The organism is Salinivibrio sp. ML198 (genome assembly GCF_001996015.1).
Classification (GTDB): Bacteria; Pseudomonadota; Gammaproteobacteria; order Enterobacterales; family Vibrionaceae; genus Salinivibrio; species Salinivibrio siamensis.
In genome coordinates this window covers 25020-50870 of record NZ_MUEZ01000015.1, presented here as the reverse complement: position 1 = coordinate 50870, position 25851 = coordinate 25020, and the positions used below count along the sequence as shown (strand labels likewise).

General features: G+C 50.7%; 24 protein-coding genes. 20 read left to right on the top strand and 4 right to left on the bottom strand.

What is annotated here, in order from left to right; genetic code table 11:
* The first annotated feature begins 86 nt into the window (after window positions 1-86).
* The 3 genes from BZG25_RS11570 to BZG25_RS11560 all read left to right on the top strand — a co-directional run bounded on the left by BZG25_RS11570 (window position 87) and on the right by BZG25_RS11560 (window position 3835).
* Window positions 87-1421 (top strand): 6-phospho-alpha-glucosidase, encoded by a 1335-nt coding sequence (locus BZG25_RS11570; protein WP_241828712.1) that lies wholly within the window; start codon window positions 87-89, stop codon window positions 1419-1421.
* Between the two features lie 48 nt (window positions 1422-1469).
* Window positions 1470-3026, top strand: coding sequence for an alpha-glucoside-specific PTS transporter subunit IIBC (locus BZG25_RS11565; protein WP_077639110.1), 1557 nt, complete (start codon window positions 1470-1472; stop codon window positions 3024-3026).
* 578 nt (window positions 3027-3604) lie between these two features.
* Entirely contained in the window at window positions 3605-3835 is a 231-nt protein-coding gene (locus BZG25_RS11560; protein ID WP_077578297.1) for a hypothetical protein, read from the top strand.
* A gap of 90 nt (window positions 3836-3925) precedes the next feature.
* Here the strand turns inward: BZG25_RS11560 and BZG25_RS11555 are convergent, their stop codons facing one another.
* Complete coding sequence (locus BZG25_RS11555) at window positions 3926-4960, bottom strand: NADP(H)-dependent aldo-keto reductase (protein WP_046075087.1); 1035 nt, start codon at window positions 4958-4960, stop codon at window positions 3926-3928.
* Window positions 4961-5159: 199 nt separating this feature from the next.
* On the opposite strand from BZG25_RS11555, the gene BZG25_RS11550 reads away from it, so the two are divergent.
* Window positions 5160-5462 carry a DUF6482 family protein gene (locus tag BZG25_RS11550; RefSeq protein ID WP_046075088.1) on the top strand — a complete coding sequence of 101 codons (303 nt, stop codon included), beginning with the start codon at window positions 5160-5162 and terminating at the stop codon, window positions 5460-5462.
* A 44-nt stretch (window positions 5463-5506) separates the two neighbouring features.
* On the opposite strand, the gene mutH is transcribed toward BZG25_RS11550, so the two are convergent.
* Window positions 5507-6178, bottom strand: a complete 672-nt coding sequence (gene mutH / locus BZG25_RS11545) for a DNA mismatch repair endonuclease MutH (protein WP_198531454.1) — start codon at window positions 6176-6178, stop codon at window positions 5507-5509.
* 623 nt (window positions 6179-6801) lie between these two features.
* Here mutH and rppH point away from each other — a divergent pair.
* The 5 genes from rppH (at window position 6802) to BZG25_RS11520 (ending at window position 12134) form a co-directional block, all read left to right on the top strand.
* Window positions 6802-7314, top strand: a complete 513-nt coding sequence (rppH, locus tag BZG25_RS11540) for an RNA pyrophosphohydrolase (RefSeq protein WP_046075090.1) — start codon at window positions 6802-6804, stop codon at window positions 7312-7314.
* A 17-nt stretch (window positions 7315-7331) separates the two neighbouring features.
* Window positions 7332-9590, top strand: a complete 2259-nt coding sequence (ptsP, locus tag BZG25_RS11535; RefSeq protein ID WP_077639109.1) for a phosphoenolpyruvate--protein phosphotransferase — start codon at window positions 7332-7334, stop codon at window positions 9588-9590.
* Window positions 9590-10396: a sulfite exporter TauE/SafE family protein gene (locus BZG25_RS11530; RefSeq protein WP_371326857.1), complete on the top strand. Its 807-nt coding sequence runs from the start codon at window positions 9590-9592 to the stop codon at window positions 10394-10396. The genes ptsP and BZG25_RS11530 overlap by 1 nt, the downstream gene beginning before the upstream one ends.
* 12 nt (window positions 10397-10408) lie before the next feature.
* Complete coding sequence (lgt, locus tag BZG25_RS11525; RefSeq protein ID WP_077578301.1) at window positions 10409-11206, top strand: prolipoprotein diacylglyceryl transferase; 798 nt, start codon at window positions 10409-10411, stop codon at window positions 11204-11206.
* 88 nt (window positions 11207-11294) lie between these two features.
* Complete coding sequence (locus tag BZG25_RS11520) at window positions 11295-12134, top strand: thymidylate synthase (protein ID WP_077606482.1); 840 nt, start codon at window positions 11295-11297, stop codon at window positions 12132-12134.
* A 109-nt stretch (window positions 12135-12243) separates the two neighbouring features.
* Here the strand turns inward: BZG25_RS11520 and BZG25_RS11515 are convergent, their stop codons facing one another.
* On the bottom strand, window positions 12244-13392 hold the full coding sequence (locus BZG25_RS11515) for a Na/Pi symporter (RefSeq protein ID WP_046075095.1): 1149 nt from the start codon (window positions 13390-13392) through the stop codon (window positions 12244-12246).
* 419 nt (window positions 13393-13811) lie between these two features.
* Between BZG25_RS11515 and nhaA the strand changes: the two genes are divergently transcribed.
* From nhaA to BZG25_RS11495, 4 genes are all read left to right on the top strand, one after another.
* The gene (gene nhaA, locus BZG25_RS11510) at window positions 13812-15017 is read left to right on the top strand and encodes a Na+/H+ antiporter NhaA (protein WP_046075096.1); all 1206 of its coding nucleotides are present in this window, start codon (window positions 13812-13814) and stop codon (window positions 15015-15017) included.
* On the top strand, window positions 14986-15261 hold the full coding sequence (locus tag BZG25_RS11505) for a hypothetical protein (RefSeq protein ID WP_077606480.1): 276 nt from the start codon (window positions 14986-14988) through the stop codon (window positions 15259-15261). Before nhaA ends, BZG25_RS11505 begins: the two co-directional genes overlap by 32 nt.
* 72 nt (window positions 15262-15333) lie before the next feature.
* Window positions 15334-16227, top strand: a complete 894-nt coding sequence (gene nhaR / locus BZG25_RS11500) for a transcriptional activator NhaR (protein WP_046075098.1) — start codon at window positions 15334-15336, stop codon at window positions 16225-16227.
* Between the two features lie 66 nt (window positions 16228-16293).
* The gene (locus BZG25_RS11495) at window positions 16294-16611 is read left to right on the top strand and encodes a metalloregulator ArsR/SmtB family transcription factor (RefSeq protein WP_046075099.1); all 318 of its coding nucleotides are present in this window, start codon (window positions 16294-16296) and stop codon (window positions 16609-16611) included.
* A 55-nt stretch (window positions 16612-16666) separates the two neighbouring features.
* On the opposite strand, the gene rpsT is transcribed toward BZG25_RS11495, so the two are convergent.
* Window positions 16667-16927 carry a 30S ribosomal protein S20 gene (gene rpsT, locus BZG25_RS11490; protein ID WP_077639107.1) on the bottom strand — a complete coding sequence of 87 codons (261 nt, stop codon included), beginning with the start codon at window positions 16925-16927 and terminating at the stop codon, window positions 16667-16669.
* A gap of 286 nt (window positions 16928-17213) precedes the next feature.
* Between rpsT and murJ the strand changes: the two genes are divergently transcribed.
* From murJ to dapB, 7 genes are all read left to right on the top strand, one after another.
* On the top strand, window positions 17214-18785 hold the full coding sequence (gene murJ, locus BZG25_RS11485; protein WP_077639106.1) for a murein biosynthesis integral membrane protein MurJ: 1572 nt from the start codon (window positions 17214-17216) through the stop codon (window positions 18783-18785).
* A 91-nt stretch (window positions 18786-18876) separates the two neighbouring features.
* A complete protein-coding gene (gene ribF, locus BZG25_RS11480) occupies window positions 18877-19812 on the top strand; it encodes a bifunctional riboflavin kinase/FAD synthetase (protein ID WP_046075102.1) in 936 nt (311 codons plus the stop codon).
* Between the two features lie 30 nt (window positions 19813-19842).
* Window positions 19843-22668 carry an isoleucine--tRNA ligase gene (gene ileS / locus BZG25_RS11475; protein ID WP_077639105.1) on the top strand — a complete coding sequence of 942 codons (2826 nt, stop codon included), beginning with the start codon at window positions 19843-19845 and terminating at the stop codon, window positions 22666-22668.
* The gene (gene lspA / locus BZG25_RS11470; protein WP_046075104.1) at window positions 22668-23177 is read left to right on the top strand and encodes a signal peptidase II; all 510 of its coding nucleotides are present in this window, start codon (window positions 22668-22670) and stop codon (window positions 23175-23177) included. Before ileS ends, lspA begins: the two co-directional genes overlap by 1 nt.
* Window positions 23178-23221: 44 nt before the next feature.
* A complete protein-coding gene (gene fkpB, locus BZG25_RS11465; RefSeq protein ID WP_046075105.1) occupies window positions 23222-23653 on the top strand; it encodes an FKBP-type peptidyl-prolyl cis-trans isomerase in 432 nt (143 codons plus the stop codon).
* Between the two features lie 10 nt (window positions 23654-23663).
* Window positions 23664-24608, top strand: a complete 945-nt coding sequence (ispH, locus tag BZG25_RS11460) for a 4-hydroxy-3-methylbut-2-enyl diphosphate reductase (RefSeq protein WP_046075106.1) — start codon at window positions 23664-23666, stop codon at window positions 24606-24608.
* 134 nt (window positions 24609-24742) lie between these two features.
* A complete protein-coding gene (dapB, locus tag BZG25_RS11455) occupies window positions 24743-25546 on the top strand; it encodes a 4-hydroxy-tetrahydrodipicolinate reductase (protein ID WP_046075107.1) in 804 nt (267 codons plus the stop codon).
* Window positions 25547-25851 lie beyond the last annotated feature (305 nt).

The following is a 25851-nucleotide window of genomic DNA, read 5'->3' as shown; positions in this document are numbered from 1 at the left end:
TTGTGCCTTCGATCAATAAACGCCCTTTTGTGTATTCTTAAAGTATTATTTATGCAATACATTAAAGATACATATTAAGAGGAGACATGATGATGAAACCACAAAAGCTCACTATCGTCGGGGGTGGAAGCACCTATACATTGGGGATGATCAATAGCTTGATTGCTGAAAAAGAAGTATTTCCGCTAAGCAAAATCACCTTCTATGACATTGATGAACAAAGACAAGCCTCAAATGCCAAAGCGACGGAGATTTTGCTGCGCGAGGCCTATCCCGAGGTCGAGGAGTTCGTTTATACCACGGATAAAGAAACCGCATTTTCAGATGCCGATTTCTTCTTTATTCAGATCCGCACGGGTGGGTTACCGATGCGTGAGCGTGATGAGCAGATTCCACTCTCTTATGGCTGTGTCGGTCAAGAAACCTGTGGCGCGGGGGGCATGGCGTATGGACTACGCTCGATAGGAGACATGATCACTCTCGTGAATGACATCCGTCACTTTGCTCCGGATGCTTGGATTTTAAACTATACCAATCCCGCAGCCATTGTCGCTGAAGCCTTACAGCGAGAGTTTCCTCATGACAACCGCATTCTAAACATCTGCGACATGCCCGCTGCCATTATGGTGAGTTATGCGCAATTACTCGGCTGCGAAATCTGGGACTTGGTGCCGGAATACTTTGGGCTGAATCACTTTGGATGGTTTACCAAGGTACGAAACCGAGAAGGTGTCGACCTGACCGATGAGATTAAACGCATCATTTTGGAAGAGGGGATCAGTGCCGTTGATCCAGAAATTGCTGATGACCCTTCATGGCAAGCAACGTTCAAGAACATGCAAACCATGCTAAAAGACAATCCGCAGTATTTACCCAATACTTACCTGCAATACTACTTATATCCAGAAAAAATGGTGGAAAAAGAAGATATTGCTAATACGCGTGCGCGCCAAGTGATCAATGGGCGAGAAAAGCGAGTGTTTAGCCTGAATGAGCGCATCATTGCCGCGGGCACTACCGCTAATGAGCACCTACACGCAGACATTCATGGGCGCTATATGGTTCGTGTGGCGGCCTCTTTGGCATATAACCGTGGCGAGACGTATCTGGTTATCGTGCCAAACGATGGCGCGATTCCAAATATTCAGAATGATGCCATGGTTGAAGTCCCGGCAGCGTTAACCAATGACGGCCCGAAACGTTTTGCCGTTGGCACCATCCCTACGTTCCAAAAAGCACTGATAGAAGGCCAACTCGGCTACGAAAAGCTGGTCGTTGATGCGTGGTTTAGCGGGGATCGACAAACACTGGTCAACGCGCTCACGCTTAATCGCACCGTCGTGGATGTGCCAAAAGCGCAACAAATCGTCGATGAGCTTTTACGCGTTAATGCGGACTATCTACCTCAATTTCAACAATAATAGTATGCCCCAGACACTATCTGGGGCCAACATCTGGGAGCGATCATCATGAAAGATATGATCCAGCGCTTTGGCGCAGCAATGTTTGTCCCTGTGCTCCTCTTTCCTGCGGCCGGTATGTTATTGGGCTTATCGGTGATGCTGCTTAACCAAGATCTTTTTCCTTGGGCAGTGGAAGGCAGTGCATGGGTAAAAGTGTCAACGATCCTACTCCAAGCCTCGTTGGCGGTGTTTAAAAATATGGCGTTAGTGTTTGCGGTCGGGTTACCGATAGCACTAGCAAAATCTGCATCCGGGCGCGCAGTGCTTGCCACACTGGTGTCATACATCACCTTTAATTATGTGATTGGTGGCATTTTACAGTTTTGGGGACCTGAGCTTGGGGTGAACTATGTGGAGGGTGAGCGTGGGCTTACTGATGTGGGCGGTATACTTACTTTGGATACTAACCTATTGGGCGCCATCGTAATTGCTAGCCTCTCCGTTTGGGTTCACAACCGTTTCTTCGACAAAAAACTGCCAAACTGGGCGGCGGTATTTGGTGGCACACCTTTGGTGGTTATTGTGAGTTTTCCGATTATGGTACTCATGGCGATCATCACCTGTTTTACCTGGCCAAGTATTCAGCACGGCATTAATAATCTACAAACCTTTTTAGTCGGTGCGGGGTCATTCGGGGTGTGGATGTTCACCTTCCTTGAGCGGATTATGATCCCAACGGGGCTGCATCACTTTGTCTATGGCCCCGTATTCTATGGACCTGTAGCGGTGGATGGCGGCACAGTGGCCCATTGGATTCAAAATATCCAAAACTTTGCCAGCAACCCTGCGCCTTTAACCGAGCAGTTCCCACAAGGTGGCTTGATGTTGACTGGGATGGGGAAAGTCTTTGGCTGTACGGGGATTGCCATGGCCCTTTACGCAACCGCAAAACCAGAAAACAAGAAGATGGTGCTCGGTTTAGTACTCGGTGCGGCATTGACGGCCATTCTTACGGGGATCACTGAGCCGATTGAGTTTACCTTCCTGTTCATCGCGCCGGCATTGTTTGCACTCCACGCGGTACTGGCAGCTACCATGGCAACCATTGCCTATTGGTTTGGTGTCTCAGGTAACTTTCAAACCGGACTTATCGACTTTATTTTTCAAAATTGGCTACCACTAGGCAGCTTGCATGGCACCACATATATTGCACAAGTGCTTATCGGTCTGAGTTTTACCGCCATCTACTTTGTGGTATTCCGCGCGTTGATTTTGAAGTTTGATATTCCCACCCCTGGTCGAGGCAGCGCAGAGGCGAAGCTTTATACCAAAGCCGACTATAAGGGCGCGCAACAGAGTGATTCATCGAGCGGTGTGATTGACGGCGGACAAGCGAGCGCGTTTATTGAAGGGTTAGGTGGTAAAGACAACATAGCCCTGCTCACCAATTGTGCCACGCGGTTACGTATCAAGGTACATGAGCCTGAAAAAGTAGCGGAAACGCAATATTTCCAGGAGCATGGTGCAGTAAACATGGTGCGTAATGGTGATAGTTTCCAAATTATTGTCGGCTTAACCGTACCACAAGTCCGCGAAGAAATGACGCAACTAACACGGGCTTAAAGACTTTGTTGATTGTTCAGCACTCGAGGCGTCATTGATAAGCAATCATCAACACACATAGCATGATTAGACACATAGCATGATTAGCGGGCGGCTAAACGTAGGGTCGCTCGCGCCATTCCCCTTCCTCTTGTGACGCCTCGATAATAGCGCATCAGTACCGGTCATAAAGGCATCTAATATCACGTCGATAGCACAACTGATTGAGTTTTATCGATGATTAGCGGACTGGTTAGCACAATCCCCCATGTCTTTATTGCTAGACAGAGTGTTGCGCTTTATTTGAACAATATTTATATAACTTATTGATATTAATTATAAGTTATTGAATACTATTAGCTCCATTCACGCAGATTCACATGCTCAAGGAGGTTAATGCCATGACTTATTTTCCGATGAAAAAACTCGATGTCATCGTTGCCTCTGCGCGTTACTGTGCCAACCACTTGGCTCAGGATACCCGCTCACGCATCTGACTCTGCGTCCAACTGTAACTGGTCGCAGGTATAACGCGGCCAGTTTGCAGTCCCACTTCGCTTTATGCCTGTGGCCTCCTGTAACCGAAAAGGAGAGCCATCATGACTCAACTATCTTTATTACCCTTAGCCCAAGCGCTGGTGCGTTTGGATATGATTCGTCAGCGTCGCGCGAGCACACACCGTTACCGCTACACAGATGTGGCGTTAAATCGTCACCTACAACGTGATATTGGTATTGCGCCTGACAAACAAGATGCTTTGCCCGTTAGCACACAATTTGCGGCCAAACGTTATCTTGTGACATGGCGACGACGATGGCGGTGGTTATAATGGGCCCCAGGAAGCGGCGTATCGGTTGATACGCCGCCCCATCCTCGAATAAAACACTGCGCGGCAGCCAACTTGGCTGCCGTTTGCGATCTAAGGGCAGGGGTTGGGATAGCGGTTAGCAATCTCATCAATACCGGCAAGCACATCGTCACTCAGCGTCAGATCCAAGCTATCGAGATTACTCTCGAGCTGTTTTAGCGTCGTGGCACCGATGATGTTAGACGCGACAAAAGGACGACTATTCACAAACGCGAGTGCCATTTGTGCAGGATCGAGGCCATGGCGTTGGGCAAGATCGACGTACTCTTGCGTGGCCTTTTGCCCTGACTCGGTAAAGTAGCGCGCGAAGCGTTGGTGCAGTGTACAACGGGCCCCTTTCGGGCGTGCGCCTTGCAAATATTTTCCGCTCAACGCGCCAAACGCGAGCGGCGAGTACGCAAGCAACTCGACCCCTTCATGATGACTGATTTCCGACAGGCCGACTTCAAAGGTGCGGTTAAGCAAATTATAAGGGTTCTGAATAGAGACGATACGCGTGAGGCCGTGCTTCTCTGCCAGATGCAAATAGCGCATCACGCCCCAAGGCGTTTCGTTTGAGACACCGATATAACGAATTTTTCCTGCTTGGACAAGCTCATGCAGCGCATCCAGCGTGTCGAGGATGGTGACCCCAGAGTGTTCATCTTGATACGGATAATTGAGCTTACCAAAACAATTATTGTGCCGCTGTGGCCAGTGCACTTGATACAAATCGATATAGTCGGTTTTTAGTCGTGTCAGGCTATCCTCAACGGCTTGATGAATATGGCGTCGGTTAAGCGACATATTGTCACGGATATAGGGGACATTGCGTGGTCCGGCTACCTTGGTGGCGAGGATAACACGATCGCGCTTCCCGGACTTTTCTAACCAGCTGCCGATGTACTGTTCGGTTAAACCTTGTGTGGATTGGCTGGGGGGAACGGGATACATTTCAGCGGTATCAATGAAATTCACGCCCCGCTCAAAGGCAAGATCGAGCTGCGCATGGGCGTCAGCTTCACTATTTTGCTCACCAAATGTCATGGTGCCTAAGCACACTTTACTCACCTCTAGCGAGGAATGGGGCAAACGGTGGTATTGCATCCTTTCTCCTTGTCTGCAATCGACCTATGGCAGTCCATAGTAGAGAATTTTAAAAATGATCGAAAGCGGTTTAGCTGCGGCTTGACAGCTGGTTAAATATTGACCATTACTAAATGGACTGTCCGATGGTATCGGTCTGAGCGCGGTGTTATTGCTAGGCATGATGGACACGAAAAAGTGTAATCTAGAGGAAAGTCAGATGAACTATTCACAGCTTAAAGCCTGGATGCGCGCGGATCCTCGCTCATGTCCACAATGTTATGTGATGGCACACGCAGGCGGCGCAAAATACTCGGTCGAAGTAGAAGTGAAGCATGAATTAGAGCCTTTACGCTCAGACCAAACCGGTGAAGTGATGCAGTTTGATCATGTCGGGCAAGTCGGGGAGAAACTTAAAGCCCTGGGAATTGAAGAGGGCGTATTACGCTTGATGGACCCTTACGATGAGTTTGCCACCGGGGGCGAGCCAAGCTGTCGAGAAGATATGCCAATTCGTTTTTGATGTTTTACCTAAACGCGCGGGATGTCATGCGTGCGGATTGACACTTACTTCGGATCCACAAAGTAACGACGCAAGATTTGGTGGGTGAATTGCGTGCGTAAATAAAAGCCGCGTGGCAAGGTACGGATCGGCTCACCATCGGGGCCGAAAGCGTCGGTCAAGGCCTTGCCGTTGGCTGCTTTGGGTCGTAGTTGGAGAGACTCACCTTGGCGGGCTGTGATTTCCGTCACGCGACCGAGTGCTACCCAATCCATTAACTCCTCCCAATCGGCGCGCAGTCGCGCTTCCTCCTCTTGGCTAGGGGACCATAATAATGGCGTGCCAATGCGGCGCTGTGATACCGGTATATCGCGTTCGCCTTCAACGGGGATCCACAAGACGCGTGACAGTTTTTGCCGCACATGGCTATTTTCCCAGCGCACCCCCGCGATCCCAGTGAGCGGCGCAACGCACACAAAGGTGGTTTCCAGCGGCTTACCATCGCCGTTGACCGGAATTGTTTTTAGCTCAATGCCTAAATGCGCAAAGTCTTGTTCGGGTTTGCTGCCGGCGTTGGCGCCCAAACAGGCCTCGAGTAACATGCCAATCCAACCTTTCTCTCGCGTGAGTGACGCTGGACAAGGGATCGACAGTGTCTCGCTGACTTCGCCAAGGGTCAGACCGGCGAGGGCGAGTGCTCGCTCCATCAATACCTGCTCGGATGCGGGGGGCTGTATCACTGTGCTGGGATCCTGCTCGTTACGTTGAGAGCGTGCATTATCAAGAACTGCTGTATTAGCTGCAAGTCGATCCTACCCTTGATGATCCTATCCGTACGCTTGTAGTTATCCACAGCTGAAGGATGATTGATGAGTTTCCCGACTGTCATGATCAAATATACAGTACGTAAAGGAGGGTGAAAATGTGAAAAATCGCGAACCTGCCGTTTTTTTGCGCTATTGGTGTGGATAATTTTCTGATTGGTGGATCTTTGAGCGATCTGTGTGTCTTTGACGATCGCTCGATCTTAAAAAAGATCCTTTTGTTGCGACGCGTCTTTAATTAACTGATTATTAATACATTTGTTGTTTTTTATGTCGCTTTTAATTCTATGACACGATCCTTAATCGTTCGAGAAGTGAACTTTTTCTAGGATTCTTCACAAATCTATCCACAGAAAGCGTGAATAAATGTGCGCAAACTCTCATTGCTATGTTTATAACTTCCTGTTAGGGGCTGAGTTATCCTCAGATGACGACGAGTGCGCAAAAACAACGCTCAATCCACAATGTTTGTTTACCCTTCACCGCTTTTTGTGAAAAAATCAGGTTCAGTAGAGATTTATCATTGAGGTCGTCCAGTGATTGATGGCGATGGCTATCGTCCCAACGTGGGGATAGTAATTTGTAACGGCCACGGTCAAGTTCTCTGGGCTCGTCGATATGGTCAGCATTCATGGCAGTTTCCACAAGGTGGCATCGATGAGGGGGAAAGCCCTGAACAAGCGATGTACCGGGAATTGTATGAAGAAGTGGGGCTGACTAAAAAAGATGTACGCATCTTGGGGACTAGTCGACATTGGCTACGCTACAAGTTACCCAAACGCCTTGTGCGCTGGGATTCCAAGCCCGTGTGTATCGGGCAAAAGCAAAAGTGGTTTTTGCTCAAACTTGAATGTGACGAGTCACGCGTTAATGTCTCGCGCGGGGGGACACCAGAGTTTGATGGCTGGCGCTGGGTGAGCTATTGGTATCCAGTGCGGCAAGTGGTGGCATTTAAGCGGGAAGTGTATCGGCGTGCGATGAAAGAATTCGCGCCACTTGCGATGCCGTTTAAAGAACGCAAACCTCGGCGTCGACACAAGCGAGGATAAATGTAAGGAGAGATTGGGTGCTCACGCAGTTAAGGAATATTGTGCAAAGTGTGGCGGCGTCTTCAGATCTTGAGCAGGCGTTACACACCTTGGTGCAACAAACTTGCGTGGCGATGCGTACCGAGTGCTGCTCCGTTTATCTTGCCAATGCCGAACACCAACAGTTTGAGCTTATGGCAACACAAGGCCTCGACCCTTGTGCACAAGTGTCGATGGCATTTGGCGAGGGTTTGGTCGGTGTGGTGGGTCAGCGTGCTGAGCCTTTAAATTTGGCGCACGCGCGTAAGCACCCCGCGTTCAAACCCTTCCCCTCCACCGGCGAAGATGCCTTTCAATCCTTTCTTGGCACGCCTATCATTTATCGCAAAAAGGTGTTGGGTGTGCTGGTGGTGCAACAACATCAACCCCGCCAGTTTGATGAGAGCGAAGAGTCCTTTCTCGTGACCTTAGCCGCGCAGTTGGCCGTGGTGTTTGCGCATGCCGATGCCCAAGGTGGCTGGCAGGGAGCGCCGTCTCCCGTGTTGCTAGAGGGAATGCCTGCGTCGCCGGGCATTGGGATCGCACAAGCATGGTGTGATGACTCTCAACCGCGGCTTGAAGAGGTGGCGCCTGCTTGCCACCTAGATACACAAGGTGAACTCGACAGACTGGACGCGGCGATTGACGATGCCAGTACCGAGTTTCGCCGTCTGCGTAAACGCTTTGATAAAGAGCTGCAAAAAGACGCGCTGGCGATTTTTGATTTGTTTGTTCATCTGCTTAACGATCCTATGCTGCGTGAAGACATGACAGTACGGGTCCAACAAGGGGATGCCGCCACTTGGGCGGTGAGACAAACGGTTGAAGCCTTTTCTGCCCGTTTTGCCGCGATGGATGATCCTTACCTAAAAGCCCGAGCGGGCGATGTGAAAGAGTTAGGACAGCGGCTGCTTTACTTTTTAATTGCGCCTGCGGGGAGTCCACCACCGGTTTCGACACCCATTGTGCTGTTGGCGCGAGAGCTAACGGCGGGCATGTTAGCGTCCATTCCTCGCGCGTTGCTCACTGGTGTGGTGGCGGAAGAAGGGGCGGCGAACTCACACGCGGCGATCTTGGCGCGTGCGTTGGGGATCCCGGCGGTGATGGGCGTCAGCTTTTCGCCCGCTAAGCTTCATCAAAAAACCGTGATCCTCGATGGCCACAAAGGGGTGCTGATGATCGAGCCCGCTGAGGCATTGATCAATGAATACCAGCACCTCGTGCAAGAGGAAGCGAGCCTACAGTCTACGTTTGAGACGGCACTTGCGGCACCAGGACATACTCAGGATGGCACGCGTATTGAAGTTCACTTAAACGCCGGCTTAAGCGCCGATAGCCAGATTGCAATCAATCAGGGCGTTGACGGTGTTGGGCTCTTTCGTACGGAAGTGCCGTTTCTGATGCAGCGCCGTTTTCCGTCTGAAGACGAGCAGGTCAAACAATACCGTGCGATTCTTGCCAGTTACCCTGATAAACCTGTGGTGATGCGCACCTTAGATATTGGCGGCGATAAACCATTACCGTATTTAAGTGTTGAAGAGGACAACCCGTTTTTAGGCTGGCGCGGGATCCGTTTTACCCTCGACCACCCGGATATCTTCTTGATTCAAGTTCGCGCCATGTTGCGTGCCAGTATTGGTTTTAACAACCTTAAGCTATTGCTGCCGATGATCTCTGGGCGTAACGAGTTATTGGAAGCCAAGGCGTTGATTAGCCGTGCTTATCAAGAGGTCAGCCAAGAGGCACACCAAGCTGGGCAAAGTATCAATATCCCTTTATTGGGGATCATGGTTGAAGTTCCCTCTATTCTTTATCAGCTCGATAACATTGCGCGCGATGTCGATTTTCTTTCGGTCGGCACCAATGATCTCACTCAATATCTATTAGCGGTCGATCGCAACAATGCGCGCGTGGCTGATATTTTTGATGCGCTGCACCCCTCGGTATTACACGCATTAGCGTCGATTGCCGCTGTGGGGAGCCGTCATCAGCTTCCGGTTAGTGTGTGTGGAGAGCTAGCCGGTGATCCGGTGGGGGCGTCTTTGCTGGTGGGGTTGGGGTATCACCAGCTCAGTATGAATACCCGCAACGTGGCCAAGATTAAGTATTTGCTAAGCCGTTTATCGCACGCGCATTTAGTCACGCAGGCCAAGCAGATGCTAACCCTGGATCATCCAGACGAGATCCGCGCTGCCACTGAAGCTTTTCTGGCCGCGCAAGGGTTAGAGGCGTTGGTCAAAGTCGGACAGCTGCGATGATAACCAGCTTAACGGCCCTACTCTTTGTAATGTGTATGCTGCTGGGTGCCTGCGTGGGGACGTTGTCTGGCCTTCTGGGAATTGGTGGCGGGTTGGTCGTCGTGCCTGCGCTGACCTTTCTCCTCCCCGTGTTCGGTATTGCGCCCACTGTGGTGATGCCCATTGCGCTCGCTACCTCGCTCGCGACCATTGTACTGACGTCGAGTGCCTCTGCTTGGCGCCATTTTCGTCTGGGGAATGTTCACCTTGAGGCGGTTAAAGCGCTCGTCCCTGGCATGATGCTGGGCGGCGTCTTGGGGGCAGGGCTTGCGGATCGGCTGCCACACGATTGGTTGCCCCGCCTGTTTGGCGTGATAGTACTCGCTATGGCGCTACAAATGTTGCTCAATCGGCGTCCCTATCGCGCGCGTCCTTTACCGCATTGGCTGCGACTGTCCTTTGCGGGCACGCTGATTGGGACACTTTCTAGCTTAGCGGGGATCGGGGGCGGCTCGTTTACCGTCCCATACCTGCATTGGCGCGGAGTGAGTATGCACCAAGCCATTGGCAGTGCCTCGGCGGGGGGCGCGGTGTTGGCGCTGGGTGGCATGATGAGTTTTATGTGGTTGGGCTGGCGTCAAACGGAACCCTTGCCCGCGCTCAGTGTCGGATATTTGTATTTGCCTGCGTTGCTCGGCGTCGTGTCAACGTCGGTATTGATGACACGGGTCGGTGCTCAACTGGCGGTGAGACTACCCACTGCGCAAATAAAACGTATTTTTGCCGTCTTTCTTGTTATTGTCGGCGCCAGCATGTTGTTGAAATAAAGGATCCCATTCATGGCCGAAGGCTACATTACCTTTCCGTCAATCGACCCCATCTTATTTGAACTTGGTCCGGTAGCCGTGCGTTGGTACGGTTTAATGTATTTACTTGGCTTTGTGTTCGCCTTGTGGCTTGCGAATCATCGTGCGGCCAAACCGAATAGCGGTTGGAGCAAAGAAGAAGTCAGCGATCTCCTTTTTGCTGGCTTTTTGGGCGTCGTGCTCGGGGGACGTATTGGCTATGTCCTATTTTATCAATTTGATGCCTTTATTGCCGATCCGCTGTTTTTATTCAAAGTGTGGACAGGTGGCATGTCCTTCCACGGGGGCTTGCTGGGTGTGATCACCGCCATGGCGTGGTACGCGCGTAAAACTCAGCGTCACTTTTTTACCGTTGCTGACTTTATCGCGCCGCTGGTACCGTTTGGATTGGGCGCAGGTCGTCTAGGGAATTTTATCAATGGTGAACTTTGGGGACGGGTGACTGATGTCCCGTGGGCGATGGTATTCCCAAGTGGTGGCCCTTGGCCGCGGCACCCCTCACAGCTCTATGAGTTTGCGCTAGAAGGTGTCGCCCTGTTTGTGATCCTCAACCTCTACATCAAAAAGCCACGCCCGATGGGCGCAGTATCAGGGCTTTTCTTGGCTGGCTACGGGACGTTCCGCTTTATTGTGGAATATTTCCGTGAGCCAGATGCGCACCTAGGCTTGTTTGCCGGCATTTTCAGTATGGGACAACTGTTGTCATTACCCATGATTATTGCGGGGGCAGTGATGATCGGATGGGCGTACCAGCGTCAATCCGCCAAGTGACCGAATAGCGCTAATCGGTTATAGTAAGTAAACCATCAAGGCACCTCAGCGGTGCCTTTTGTTCGTTTGGCCAATGATAGGAAACACTATGAAGCAGTATCAGGCTTTGATGCAGGATATTCTCGATAATGGGACGGATAGAGGCGATCGCACGGGCGTGGGAACACGGTCAGTGTTTGGTCGGCAACTGCGGTTTGACCTTGCCGCTGGCTTTCCGCTACTCACCACCAAAAAACTCTACACGCGTGCCATTATCCATGAGCTTTTGTGGTTCCTTAACGGCGATACGAACGTTCACTATTTACAAGAAAATAAGGTGCGTATCTGGGATGAGTGGGCGACTGAAACCGGCGATCTTGGCCCCGTTTATGGCGCGCAGTGGCGCTCTTGGGCGTGTCCTGATGGCTCGACCGTGGATCAAATCGAACAACTGATCGCGCAAATTAAAACGAAACCTAATTCACGTCGTCATATCATTACCGCTTGGAACCCTGCTGATTTGCCTGATGAGTCGATAAGCCCAACCGAGAACGCCGAACAAGGCAAGATGGCCTTGGCGCCTTGCCATTGCTTGTTCCAGTTCTACGTGGCTGATGGCAAGCTTTCATGCCAGCTTTATCAGCGCAGCGCCGATTACTTCTTGGGTGTGCCGTTTAACATTGCCAGCTATGCGCTTTTCACTCATATGATTGCGCAACAATGCGATTTAGCGGTGGGCGATTTTGTCCATACCTTTGGAGACGTGCACCTTTATCATAATCATTTAACCGACGAGATTGTTTACGAGCAACTAAAACGTGAACCGCGTGCACTACCTCGCTTGGTGATCAAACGTAAACCGGCGTCTATTTTTGATTATCAAATTGATGACTTTGAGATTGAAGGGTACGAGCCGCACCCAACGATTAAAGCACCGATAGCCATTTAGTGACGTCTCATCGATATCGCGACATCTTTATCTGACTTACTTTGGTGTCTCCAATAAAAAACCACCGCACGGGCGGTGGTTTTTTGCGCTTGGGCGGGAGGTCAACCCATCACTGTGACAACAGCACAATGCTTCCTGGAACAATCACAAAGACGAGGCCGATGTAAGCCAGTACCGCCGCTTTTGATTTGGCTGCCAATTGGCCTAACCAGTCGGCCCCTTTGAGCGGCAATTCACGCAAGAACGGAATACCGAAAATCAGCGTCGTCGCCAAGATGTTGAAGCTTAAGTGCACCAACGCGATTTGTAGGGCAAAGACCGCGAATTCACCGGTAACCGCCGTGGCGGCGAGTAGGGCGGTAATACAAGTCCCAATGTTGGCGCCTAAGGTGAAGGGGTAGATGTCACGGACTTTTAGCACCCCTGAGCCGACTAGCGGCACCATTAAGCTGGTGGTTGTCGATGAAGACTGCACCAAAACAGTGACCACAGAGCCTGAGAAAATACCGTGCAGTGGACCACGACCAATCGCGTTCTTCAGCATGTCTTTGGCACGACCGACCATCAGCTTTTTCATCACTTTGCCCATGATGGTAATCGCAATCACGATGGCAGCAATCCCCATGACAATCATGATAGCGCCACCAATGTTACCAGGCAGGGCGGCTTCAAGCGGTGATTGCACCGCGTTAACCACGGGTTTTGTCAGCGGTTTAACAAAGTTCAAACCTTTAATGCTCATGTCACTGGCTTGCGTCAGCGGTGAAACCAACCACTCGGAAATCTTGTTCAGCAAACCGAACGCCATCTCTAATGGCAGGAAGATAGCAACGGCAAAAAGGTTGAAGAAATCATGGACGGTGGCGCAACTAAATGCGCGACTAAACTCCACTTTACAGCGGGCATGCCCAAGGCTCACGATCGTGTTAGTGACCGAGGTGCCTACGTTTGCCCCCATGACCATTGGAATCGCGGCTTCAACGGGGAGGCCACCTGCGACTAAGCCAACTATAATAGAGGTGACTGTGCTTGACGATTGGATCAATGCGGTAGCAACAATACCAATCATTAAGCCAGCTACGGGATGAGAAGCGAACGCGAAGAGCGTCTTTGCTTCGTCGCCGACGGCCCATTTAAAGCCGCTTCCTACCATGGCAACGGCCACCAGTAGGAGGTAAAGCATGACGGCAAGCTTGGTCCAACGGAACCAATTTGAGGAGCTCTGGGTTGCCTCTACCGCTGTAGCATGGGGAGTCATAAGATATCTCCGTGACAGTTCGATGTCAGTTTAGTGTCAAAGCAAAAATCTGCGGCGATAGTAAGAAGGTAATATTTCAGAAATATGACACAAATACTGCAGTGGTTTGAAAATCCGATCTGGACGAGGTTATCAGTGGAATTCGCGCCAGTTAGCTTGCTGATTTTAAGTATTATTTGTGCCCGTTCGGTGCCGTAAAAAAATCCGTGGAAAAAATGTAACAGGGAGGCGCGCGTTGACACTATGCTAGACACAGGGCGGTTAGCAAGGATAAAAAAGATTAGACTGCGAATAAATCAATGGTAAGTTAGTTTTGATATCGGTTTTTCCGATGTTTACTATCAGAACAAACGATTTTTCTAAAAGTGGTCTGGCTGACTAGACTACGGAAATCCACTTTTTTTGTATGGAGTGCTTAAATGACTGATGTCATTCGTCAGTTTCTGAAAATGGAATCCGCAGGAGGTATTGTGCTGATTATTGCGGCGGTATTGGCGATGTTCGTAGCGAACTCGGATCTACAGCCTTTATATGACAGCACCCTTCATACCTATATAGCCGGTTTATCGGTTGGTCATTGGATCAACGATGGCTTGATGGTGATTTTTTTCCTGCTGATTGGTTTGGAAGTGAAGCGTGAGTTGGTGCAAGGTGCCTTAAACTCGAAAGACAAAGCGACCTTCCCGGCGGTCGCCGCCATTGGTGGGATGCTCGCCCCCGCATTGGTCTATTTAGCCTTTAACTGGGGTGACCCTCTCGCGGTATCGGGGTGGGCGATCCCGGCCGCGACCGATATTGCCTTTGCCCTCGGTGTCTTGGCATTGCTGGGTAATCGTGTACCGTTGGCGCTAAAGGTCTTCTTGCTCGCACTGGCGATTATTGACGATCTTGGGGTAATAGTGATCATCGCGCTATTTTACAGCAGTGATCTGTCAGTGGTTGCGTTAGCCAGTGCGTTTGCTGCTACCTTAGTCTTGGTGGCGATGAACATGCGCAAGGTCACCAGTATCACCGCGTATGTGGTGGTCGGTTTGGTGCTGTGGTTCAGTGTTTTACAGTCAGGTGTTCACGCGACCCTCGCCGGTGTCGTGCTTGGCTTTGCCATCCCACTGAAAGGTAAAACGGAGGATGACCCATCACCGTTGAAAAAAATGGAGCACGCCCTCCATCCTTATGTGTCGTATTTGATCCTGCCTATCTTCGCCTTTGCGAATGCCGGGGTGTCTTTGGATGGCGTCTCTTTGGCAAACTTAACCGAAATGTTGCCGTTAGGTATTGCATTGGGTCTGCTGATTGGTAAGCCTTTGGGTATCTTTAGCTTTAGCTGGGCAGCGGTGAAACTCGGCATTGCCAAATTACCAGCACGTGTGAATTTCACCCACATCTTCGCGGTGTCAGTGCTTTGTGGTATTGGTTTTACCATGTCTATTTTTATCTCGTCACTGGCCTTTGTCGGTGTGAATGGCGAGTTCGTCACACTCTCTCGTCTGGGGATCTTGATAGGATCAACCTTGGCCGCGGTGATTGGTTATGCGGTCTTGCACTTTGCATTGCCCCCAGCCAGCGCGCTTGCTGATGAACGAGGAGACGAGTATGAAGAAGGCGACACTAGCATTGATTACTAGCCTGGTTGCCGTCTCTGGCTCTGCCATGGCGGCGAACCAGGAGATGTACTGCCACGGAGAAAAGGATAACAGCGACGTGTGCCAAGCCTACTTAGCGGGCGTGGCAGATGGAAAAGCGATGACGGCCTCATTAAACGACACAGATAAAGCCGAAAATGGGTCGAGCTTTTCAGAGCGTGCGTTAGAGCATCGTGCTGGAGAGCGGGTGAGAAAGCCGCTCGATAAAGATGATGTGAAAGACTAAAACGAGCATGAAACTTGAAGGCGCCAGAGGGGCAGCGTAAGCTGCTCGTCTGGCGTTTTTTTATCAATCAGCATGGCTCACCTAAACTACAACCACCTCTACTATTTCTGGATGGTCTGCAAGCAAGGTTCGATCACCCAAGGGGCGGACAAACTTTGTTTAACACCACAAACTGTGACAGGGCAAATCCGAGCGCTGGAACAGCGCTTAAATGGCAAGCTTACTAAACGCAATGGCCGTTATGTTGAGCCCACCGAACTGGGTCAGCTCGTTTTTCAATATGCGGACCGTATGTTTGGCTTGAGTTATGAGATGCTGGATATTGTTAACTATAGCCAACAAGAAAACATCTTATTTGATGTAGGGGTGGCTGATGCCTTATCTAAGCGTTTGATCAGTCAAATCTTGCTTCATGCTATCCCGAACGATAATGCCATCCACCTACGTTGCTTTGAATCGACGCACGAGATGCTACTCGAACAGCTCTCTCAGCACAAATTGGATATGATCTTGTCCGACTGCCCAGTCGATTCCACGCAACAGGCGGGGTTATTTAGCGTCAAGCTTGGTGAGAGTAGCATGAGTTTGTATTCCTCTAATCCCGCAGAGCCCCCCGATGTGCCGCTACCTATCCGTCTTGCCACGCAAAAAATATTGATGCCGAGCAAAGCGACCGCTATGGGACGAAAACTCACACAGTGGTTTGATCAACAAGGCATCGTGCCCAACATACTGGGTGAGTTTGATGACTCTGCACTGATGAAAGCATTTGGCATTAGTCATCAGGCGTTATTCATTGCGCCCACCACCTATGCCGAGGAAGTGACGCGCCTCGGGCAAGCCGTACAAATTGTCGAGTTGAGTGCGGTCAAAGAAGAGTACTATGTGATATTCGCCGAGCGAATGATCCAGCATCCGGCGGTCAAGCGGATTTGTGAGGCAGATTACAGCCGCTTATTTGTTTAGTTACAGATTGGCATAAAGATCGTGCTAGACTCGTGGCAATGAGTATTAATGAGTGATGGAAGTTGAATGGATTTAGCCCGCATGCAGCAGAATGGGCCGAAGGCGGTAAACCTGCTCAAGGCCATGGCCAACGAGAAACGCCTGTTCATTCTGTGTTATCTACTGCAAGGAGAGTTGTCGGTTGGGCAGCTGGTGGAGCGAGTGCCTTTAAGCCAATCGGCGCTGTCTCAACACCTTGCTTGGCTTCGAAAAGATGGCCTAGTGGCCACGCGTAAAGAAGCGCAAACCGTGTATTACTCGCTAAAAAGTGATGAAGTTGAGGCGGTTATCCAGTTATTACATGATCTGTATTGTAAGGAAACCGTGGATTCACCCAACCCTTAAGCAATAAAAAAACCGGCCGAAGCCGGTTTTTTTTATCTCTTTGCAAAGAGCAAAATTACAGCGCTTTAATTTGTACTGCGAATGCTGCTTTGTAACGAGCTGCTTTGTTCTTGTGGATCAGGCCTTTGGTGGCTGAACGATCAAGAATAGGCTGAACTTGTGCAAAAGCAGCAGTTGCTGCTTCTTTGTCGCCTGCAGCGATAGCTGAAGCAGTTTTCTTCATATAAGTGCGCATCATAGAGCGACGGCTTGCGTTGTGCTGGCGACGCTTCTCAGACTGGATCGCACGCTTCTTAGCAGATTTGATATTCGCCAAGGGTCTAACTCCCAAATCTTTTTGTTCGGTGACATTTCAAGGCGGAGGACTATGCCTCTTTTTACCTCTATTGTCAATTCATTTGTGCAAAGATCCGCCGCTCCAACGATGTGTTGGCGCTGCGGGGTTATCACAGTTAATATGGCGGCTGATTCTATCAGCATTTCAGCCCCGACGTCACCTATATTTCCATTTCTTATCGATGTCAGTGATAACGTGACAGCGGAAAGAAACAATGAAGGTGCGACAGTGACGCGCATTGGGCACGTGTTTTCAAGAGGTAACCGTGAGTAAGCGACTTTTACGCTCTGGGCTCATCGTGAGCACCATGACTTTGGTGTCCCGTGTTTTAGGGCTGGTCCGTGATGTGGTGATCGCGAACTTGATGGGGGCAGGCGCCGCCGCCGATGTGTTCTTTTTCGCCAACAAAATTCCGAACTTTTTGCGTCGTTTGTTCGCAGAAGGTGCCTTCTCGCAAGCGTTTGTGCCCGTATTAACTGAATATCAAGCGCGAGATAAAGATGATGACACACGCGCGCACTCGCGTGAGCTGGTCGCCAATGTGGTGGGCACCTTAGGTGGCTTGGTTACTCTTGTCACCTTGTTCGGGGTGGTCGGTTCGCCCGTCCTAGCGGCGCTGTTTGGTACAGGTTGGTTCGTTGATTGGCTCGAGGGCCGGCCTGACGGTGCCAAGTTTGAGTTGGCGAGCTTGATGCTCAAAATTACCTTCCCTTACTTATGGTTTATTACCTTTGTGGCTTTATCTGGGGCGATACTTAACACCCTCAATAAATTTGCGGTGTCGAGCTTTACCCCTGTTTTTTTGAATATCGCCATTATCGCAGCGGCGATAGGGCTCTCCCCGCATCTTGCCCAACCTGAAATAGGTTTGGCGATTGGTGTCTTTATTGGGGGCGCGGTTCAGCTTTTATTTCAACTACCTTTCCTCTCTCAAGAAGGCATGCTGGTAAAACCTAAGTGGGGCTGGCAGCATCCTGGGGTAGTGAAAATACGTCAGCTGATGATTCCCGCGCTTTTCGGGGTCTCGGTGAGCCAAATTAACCTATTATTCGATACCTTTATTGCCAGTTTCTTGATGACAGGGTCGATCAGTTGGCTGTATTACTCTGATCGCTTGCTTGAATTTCCGCTCGGCCTGTTTGGTATTGCTATTGCCACCGTGATCTTGCCGGCGCTATCGAAAAAGCATGTGGACCAATCGCCTCAGCAATTTTCCGCCACCATGGACTGGGGGGTGCGTATGGTGTTGCTCCTTGGGATCCCAGCGATGGCGGGTTTGATCGTGCTTGCCCAACCGATGTTGATGGTGCTCTTTATGCGTGGTGAATTTGGCGTCCCTGACGTAGAAGCGGCGAGTTTATCGTTGATGGCTTATGCCTGTGGCTTGGTCAATTTTATGGTGATCAAGGTCCTTGCGCCTGGTTACTACGCCCGCCAAGACACCAAAACGCCCGTAAAGTATGGTGTGATAGCGATGGCGAGTAACATGGTTTTCAACGCCATTTTTGCTTACTTGTTTAGTTATGTCGGGCTGGCCATAGCCACCGCGCTGTCTGCGTTGATTAACGCCGGCCTGCTCTATCAAGGATTACACCGCCAAGGCATTTATCAATTATCGCGGGCAACCGTCGGATTTATTAGCAAACTCGTGTTGGCTGTGGGGGTGATGATTGCCGGTTTGTACCTGGTGATGCCTGCGTTGTCTCAGTGGGTGTCGATGTCCTTGTTATCTCGAAGCTTAACGTTAGCCAGCCTTATTGTGGGAGGCGGCGCGCTTTATCTTGTCACCGCCCTGTTGCTCGGTGTACGGGTGAGTGATATTCGTCATCGTGGATGATAGAGCGCGCGGATTATCAATCCAGGGCTGATTGCCAGCGCTGACTAGTATATAATCCGCCAGTTTTAATAGTTCAAATAGTCAGCAGGCGATGGAATTAATTCGAGGCATCCACAACATCCGGGCGCAACACCGAGGCTGTGTACTGACCATCGGGAATTTCGATGGTGTCCACCTCGGCCACCAGGCTGTTTTGCGTCAAGTCGTTGAGAAGGCCAGAGCCCTTGACTTGCCTGCGACCGTCATGCTGTTCGAGCCGCAACCGCTCGAGCTATTTCTCGGAGAGCAAGCGCCTGCCCGTTTATCGCGATTGCGGGACAAATACACCCAGCTTGCCAAACTGGGCGTCGACAGGCTGTTGTGCGTGAGTTTTACCCCGGCATTCGCCGCCATGAGCCCTGATGCCTTTGTGGACCGCTTGTTGGTCAATCAATTGGGTGTTAAGTTTCTGGTTGTGGGTGACGACTTTCGCTTTGGCCTTAAGCGAACTGGCGACTTTTCGCGCTTAAAACAAGCCGGACAAGAGCATGACTTTGCGGTTGTCAGTACCGAGAGCTTTTGTGTGAGCGACCGGCGTGTGAGTAGCACGGCGATTCGTGATGCACTTTCCGCCGGAAAGATGCAAGTGGCGGCCGATATGCTAGGGCGTCCTTACAGTATTTGTGGCCGGGTTGCCCACGGTCGCAAGCTAGGGCGGACGATTGGTTTTCCTACTGCAAATGTGTTGCTTAAACGTCGCGTTTCACCTGTGTCTGGTGTCTATGCGGTAACGGTGGCCATCGATGGGCAATCATTGCCTGGGGTGGCGAATGTAGGGCACCGTCCTACGGTAAACGGCACGCACCAGCAACTCGAAGTACACCTTTTTGATCACACGCTCGACTTATACGGCAAACAGCTTGAAGTAAGCTTGTTACATAAGTTGCGTGACGAGACCAAATTTGCGTCAGTAGACGCGTTAAAAATGCAAATTCAACGAGATGCATCAGCCGCGCGTGCGTGGCTGGCTGATGCCAATAATGTCTAGAGTGTAACCTCCATACGGAATCAATAATCAATGAGTGACTACAAAGATACCTTAAACCTGCCGGAAACCGCGTTTCCGATGCGAGGTAATCTTGCTAAGCGCGAGCCTGATATGCTCAAGCGTTGGTACGATGAAGATCTTTACGGTGCAATCCGTCAAGCGAAGAAAGGCAAAAAAACATTTATTTTGCATGACGGTCCTCCGTACGCGAACGGCAATATTCACATTGGTCACTCTGTTAATAAAATTCTCAAAGACATTATTATTAAATCGAAAACGCTGGCGGACTATGACGCACCGTACGTCCCTGGCTGGGACTGCCATGGTCTACCTATCGAATTGATGGTAGAGAAAAAAGTTGGCAAGCCAGGTCAGAAAATCTCCACCGCCGAGTTCCGGGAAAAATGTCGTGAATACGCGGCCAAGCAAGTGGAAGGTCAAAAAGCCGACTTCAAACGGCTTGGCGTGTTAGGTGAGTGGGATAAGCCTTACCTGACCATGGACTTTAATACCGAAGCCAATATTATCCGAGCGCTGGGTAAAATTGCGGGCAATGGTCATTTGCACAAAGGCTTCAAGCCCGTGCATTGGTGTACAGACTGTGGTTCGGCGCTCGCGGAAGCCGAAGTTGAGTACCAAGATAAAACATCACCGTCGATTGACGTTACTTTCCGCGCGGTTGATGAGCAGGCGTTATTGAACGTATTTACCCTAGCGGGCGATCACCAAGGCGAAGGCCCAGTATCCGCGGTGATCTGGACCACGACGCCTTGGACTTTGCCAGCGAACCGTGCGGTCGCCGTTGCGGCGGACTTGGAATACGTCTTGGTGCAAGTGGAAGGTGACCAGCCACAGCGCTTGATCCTTGCCGCAGAGCTGGCAAAAGATGTGATGGATCGCGCGGGCATTGAGCACTATCACAACCTTGGTTTCTGTAAAGGTGAAGCGTTGGAGCTTCAACGCGTGCAACATCCTTTTTATGACTTTGATGTGCCGGTTATCCTAGGCGATCACGTTACCACTGAATCGGGTACCGGTGTGGTTCACACGGCGCCAGGTCATGGTCAAGAAGACTTTGTGGTCGGTCAAAAATACGATCTCGAAGTAGCTAACCCGGTTGGCAGCAATGGTGTATATCTGCCCGACACGCCGCTGTTTGCCGGTCAACACGTGTTTAAAGCCAACGACAGCGTAATTGAAGCGCTGAAAACGCACGGTGCCTTATTGCATCATCACGCGTATGAGCACAGCTACCCGCATTGCTGGCGCCACAAAACACCGATCATCTTCCGTGCCACGCCGCAATGGTTCATTGCCATGGACAAAGCGGGGCTGCGAGATAAAGCGCTGCAAGAGATCAAGAACGTTGAATGGATCCCTGACTGGGGACAAAGCCGCATTGAGTCAATGGTGGAAGGGCGTCCAGACTGGTGTATTTCGCGCCAGCGCACTTGGGGCGTGCCTATTGCCCTGTTCGTTCATAAAGAAACCTCAGAGCTACACCCGGATACGCTCAACCTGATTGAGCAGGTGGCTCAGCGCGTAGAAAAAGCCGGTATTCAAGCGTGGTGGGACTTAGATCTGAATGAACTGTTGGGCGATGACGCTGATCAGTACGAGAAAGTCTTGGATACCCTGGATGTGTGGTTTGACTCTGGCGCAACGCACTATGCTGTGGTTAATCAGCGTGACGAGTTTAACGGTCAAGAAGCCGATATGTATTTGGAAGGCTCGGATCAACACCGTGGCTGGTTCCAGTCATCACTGATGACGTCGGTGGCAATTAAAGACAAAGCCCCATACCGCCGTGTACTCACCCATGGCTTCACCGTCGACGGTAATGGCCGCAAGATGTCGAAGTCGCTGGGAAATACCATCATGCCGCAAGATGTGATGAACAAGCTGGGTGCCGATATTCTCCGTTTGTGGGTGGCATCAACCGACTATACGGGTGAGATCAGTGTGTCGGATGAAATTCTAAAACGCAGTGCCGATGCCTATCGTCGTATCCGTAATACCTCGCGCTTCTTGCTGGCTAACCTACACGGTTTTGACCCTAAAACTGACTTGGTTGCTCCAGACGATTTGGTGGCGGTCGATCGCTGGGCCGTCAGCCGCGCCCTCGAAGCGCAGCAAGAGATCACTGCCGCGTTTGATGCTTGTAACTTCCACCAAGTGACTCAGCGTTTGATGCAGTTCTGCTCGATTGAAATGGGCTCGTTCTACCTCGATATCATCAAGGATCGTCAGTACACAGCCAAAGCAGGCAGCCATGCGCACCGCAGCTGTCAAACGGCGCTGTTCCACATCGTGGAAGCACTGGTACGCTGGATGGCACCGATTATGTCATTTACCGCGGATGAGATCTGGAATGAAATGCCCGGCGAGCGAAACAAGTTTGTCTTCACCGAAGTCTGGTATGACGGCTTGTTTGACTTAGAACAGCAGGCTGTGCTGAATCAGGCGTTCTGGGCGAAATTGCTTGATGTTCGCGGTGCAGTGAACAAAACCCTAGAGCAAGCCCGGAATGAAAAAGTCATCGGCGGTTCATTAGAAGCGGAAGTCACGCTTTATGCACCGACAGACTTTGCCGAGAAGCTGCGCTTGATGGGCGACGAACTTCGCTTTGTGCTGTTGACCTCGAAAGCGACCGTGATCGCGGGAGATGCCCCTGATTCCGCAACAAAGACTGAACTCGACGGCTTGGCTGTGGACGTGGCGGCATCAAGCGCAGCTAAGTGTGAGCGCTGTTGGCACCATGTCGCTGATGTTGGCACCATTGCGGGTCATGAAGAGATCTGTGGCCGTTGCGTGACCAATATTGCAGGAGAAGGCGAAACTCGCCAATTTGCGTGATGCAGACTCTTTCCCTCTCACAATCAGGATGGCGCTGGCTTTGGCTAGCGCCGCTGGTCTTTGCTCTCGATATCGGCAGCAAGTGGCTGGTGATGCAAACCATGGAATACGGGTTTGCGAATCGGATTGAAGTGCTGCCTTTTTTCAATCTTACATACGTGCACAACCACGGCGCGGCGTTTAGTTTTTTAAGTGATGCCGGCGGTTGGCAGCGTTGGCTGTTCAGTGCGATTGCACTGGGGGTGAGCGGATTATTGGCGTATTGGATGCGGGGAACACCGGCCAGCAAACGCATGATCAATATTGCCTATGCGATGATCATTGGTGGCGCACTGGGTAATTTGTTTGATCGTCTTGTGCATGGCTACGTGATTGACTTCCTTGATTTTTATCTCGGAAGTTCGCACTGGCCAGCGTTTAACCTCGCCGATTCGGCGATATGTTTGGGCGCTGCATTGATAATCTTAGATAGTTTTCGTCAAGGCCAGTCATCGACCAAACAAGGATGATGCGTATCTATCAGCAAAACCGCGACTGTCTAAAAGGATGAATCATGAAAGCAATCACAGCGTCTAGCGAAGTCATTATGCACTTTACCATCAAACTGGAAGATGGTTCGGTTGCCGATACCACCCATAATGCGGGTAAACCGGCGAAGCTGGTGATGGGCGACGGTAGCTTGACGGAAAACTTTGAAACTTGCCTTCTTGGTTTAAAAGAAGGGGAGTCGAGCAGCTTCACCTTGGCACCAGAGGATGCATTCGGCCAGCCTAATCCGGATAATATCCATCACATGGATCGCCGTCACTTTGGTGGAGAAACGCCCGCAGAAGAAGGGGCGATCATTGCCTTTAGTGGGCCGCAAGGGCAGGAGATCCCGGGCATTGTGACAGCAGTGACTGGGGATTCCGTCACGGTTGATTTTAACCACCCACTGGCTGGGAAGACCGTCATTTTTGATGTTGAAATTATAAGTGTGCAATAAAGGCGGACACATGAAGATCTTACTTGCCAATCCCCGTGGCTTTTGCGCAGGGGTTGACCGTGCCATCAGTATTGTTGAGCGCGCGCTAGAAATCTATCAACCCCCCATTTATGTCCGTCATGAAGTGGTGCATAACCGCTTTGTGGTGGAAGGCTTAAAGCAGCGTGGGGCGATTTTTGTTGAGCAGATCAGCGAAGTGCCCGACGACAATATTGTGATTTTCTCCGCCCACGGCGTGTCGCAAGCGGTGCGTAATGAGGCCAAGTCGCGTCAGTTAACCGTATTTGATGCCACGTGCCCGCTGGTGACGAAAGTGCATATGGAGGTTGCGCGTGCCAGTCGTAAGAATATGGAAGTGGTACTGATCGGCCATGCCGGCCACCCTGAAGTGGAAGGCACCATGGGGCAATACGCCAGTGAAACCGGCGGCATGTATTTGGTCGAAACTCCAGAGGATGTGTATACCTTGAAGGTGAGCGATCCTGATAACTTGCACTATGTGAGCCAAACCACCCTGTCGGTCGATGAAACAGCGGATGTGATTGATACCTTGCGTAAGGTGTTTCCTAACATCCAAGGACCACGTAAAGACGACATTTGTTATGCCACCCAGAACCGCCAAGACGCAGTGCGCGATTTAGCGCAAAGCTGTGATGTGATGGTGGTGGTTGGGTCAAAAAACAGCTCCAACTCAAACCGTCTGCGCGAGTTATCCGAAAAACTCGGTACGCCAGGTTATTTAACCGATACGGCGGAAGATATCGATCCGGCCTGGTTTGAAGGCAAGCAGACGGTCGGGATCACGGCCGGTGCGTCGGCACCAGAAGAGTTAGTGGATCAAATTATCGAGCGAATCAAGCAGCTGGGTGCCACCCATGTTGATAATCTCGCAGGGCGTGAAGAAAACATGTTTTTTGAAGTGCCTAAAGAGTTGCAAATTCGAGAAGTCACCTAGGGTGATGTTCAAGACGGCGAGGGGAGCACGGGCTTCCCTTTTTTTCGCCAATATACAAGTGCCAAGGAACGCGCTAGAGTGATTGGCTACCAAGAAGGAGCCAGTGAACTGGCATAGTGACAAAGGGGAAAATCATGGTACGTATTGCCATAGCAGGCGCGGCTGGGCGCATGGGTCGCAACCTTATCCAAGCGGTTTCACAGTATCCAGGTGCCACTTTAGGAGCCGCGAGCGAAAGACCAGAATCCAGCTTAGTCGGTACCGATGCGGGAGAGCTCGCGGGCATTGGCCGGTTAGGCGTTAATGTGGTGGACGATTTGGCGAAAGTGAGTGACGACTTCGATGTGGTCATTGATTTCACCGCCCCTGCTGCGACCCTGGCCAACCTGACGTTATGCCAAGCACAAGGCAAGCAGTTGGTCATAGGTACGACAGGGTTTGATGACTCGCAAAAGCAAACCATTGAAGAAGCGGCGGCTTCGACAGCCATGGTGATGGCCCCGAATTACAGTGTTGGTGTCAATCTTGTCTTCAAGTTGTTAGAGCAGGCAGCCCAAGTGATGGGAGAAGAGTGCGACATTGAAATTGTTGAAGCGCACCACCGTCATAAAGTCGATGCACCATCTGGTACCGCACTCGGTATGGGTGAAGCCATTGCCGGCGCAATGGGAAATAAACTTAGCGATGTGGCGGTTTATGCGCGTGAAGGGATCACCGGAGAGCGAAGCAAAGATGAAATTGGCTTTGCCACGCTTCGAGCAGGTGACATTGTTGGCGAGCATACGGCGATGTTTGCCGATATTGGCGAGCGTGTAGAAATTACTCACAAGGCGTCTAATCGAAACACCTTTGCCAAAGGCGCCGTACGAGCTGCGGTTTGGCTCAATCAGCATCAACGTGGTTTATACACGATGCAAGACGTCCTCAATCTTAAATAATTATTCATCGCGCCTCGGCGCGATGTTTTTTTCTGCTTTTCCCTCTTCCTCTGCCGGTTGCCTTCCTGGTTCAGACATTATTACTACTAATCTTGTGTTTGTTGTCATTATGGTGACAGATAGCCCTTATGCATGCTTTTGTTGCATGAGTAAACGTTTGCTAATTTACCTTTTCTGATAAGGGTAAAAAGGTGTTGATGAAAAACACATTAAGCGTGCCTTTTGCGCGTTTTTTATCCGTAATTCATGGGTGAGGCTTGTTGTTATAGCGCTTTGGCGGCCGTTTCTTTATGAGTGGCGAATAA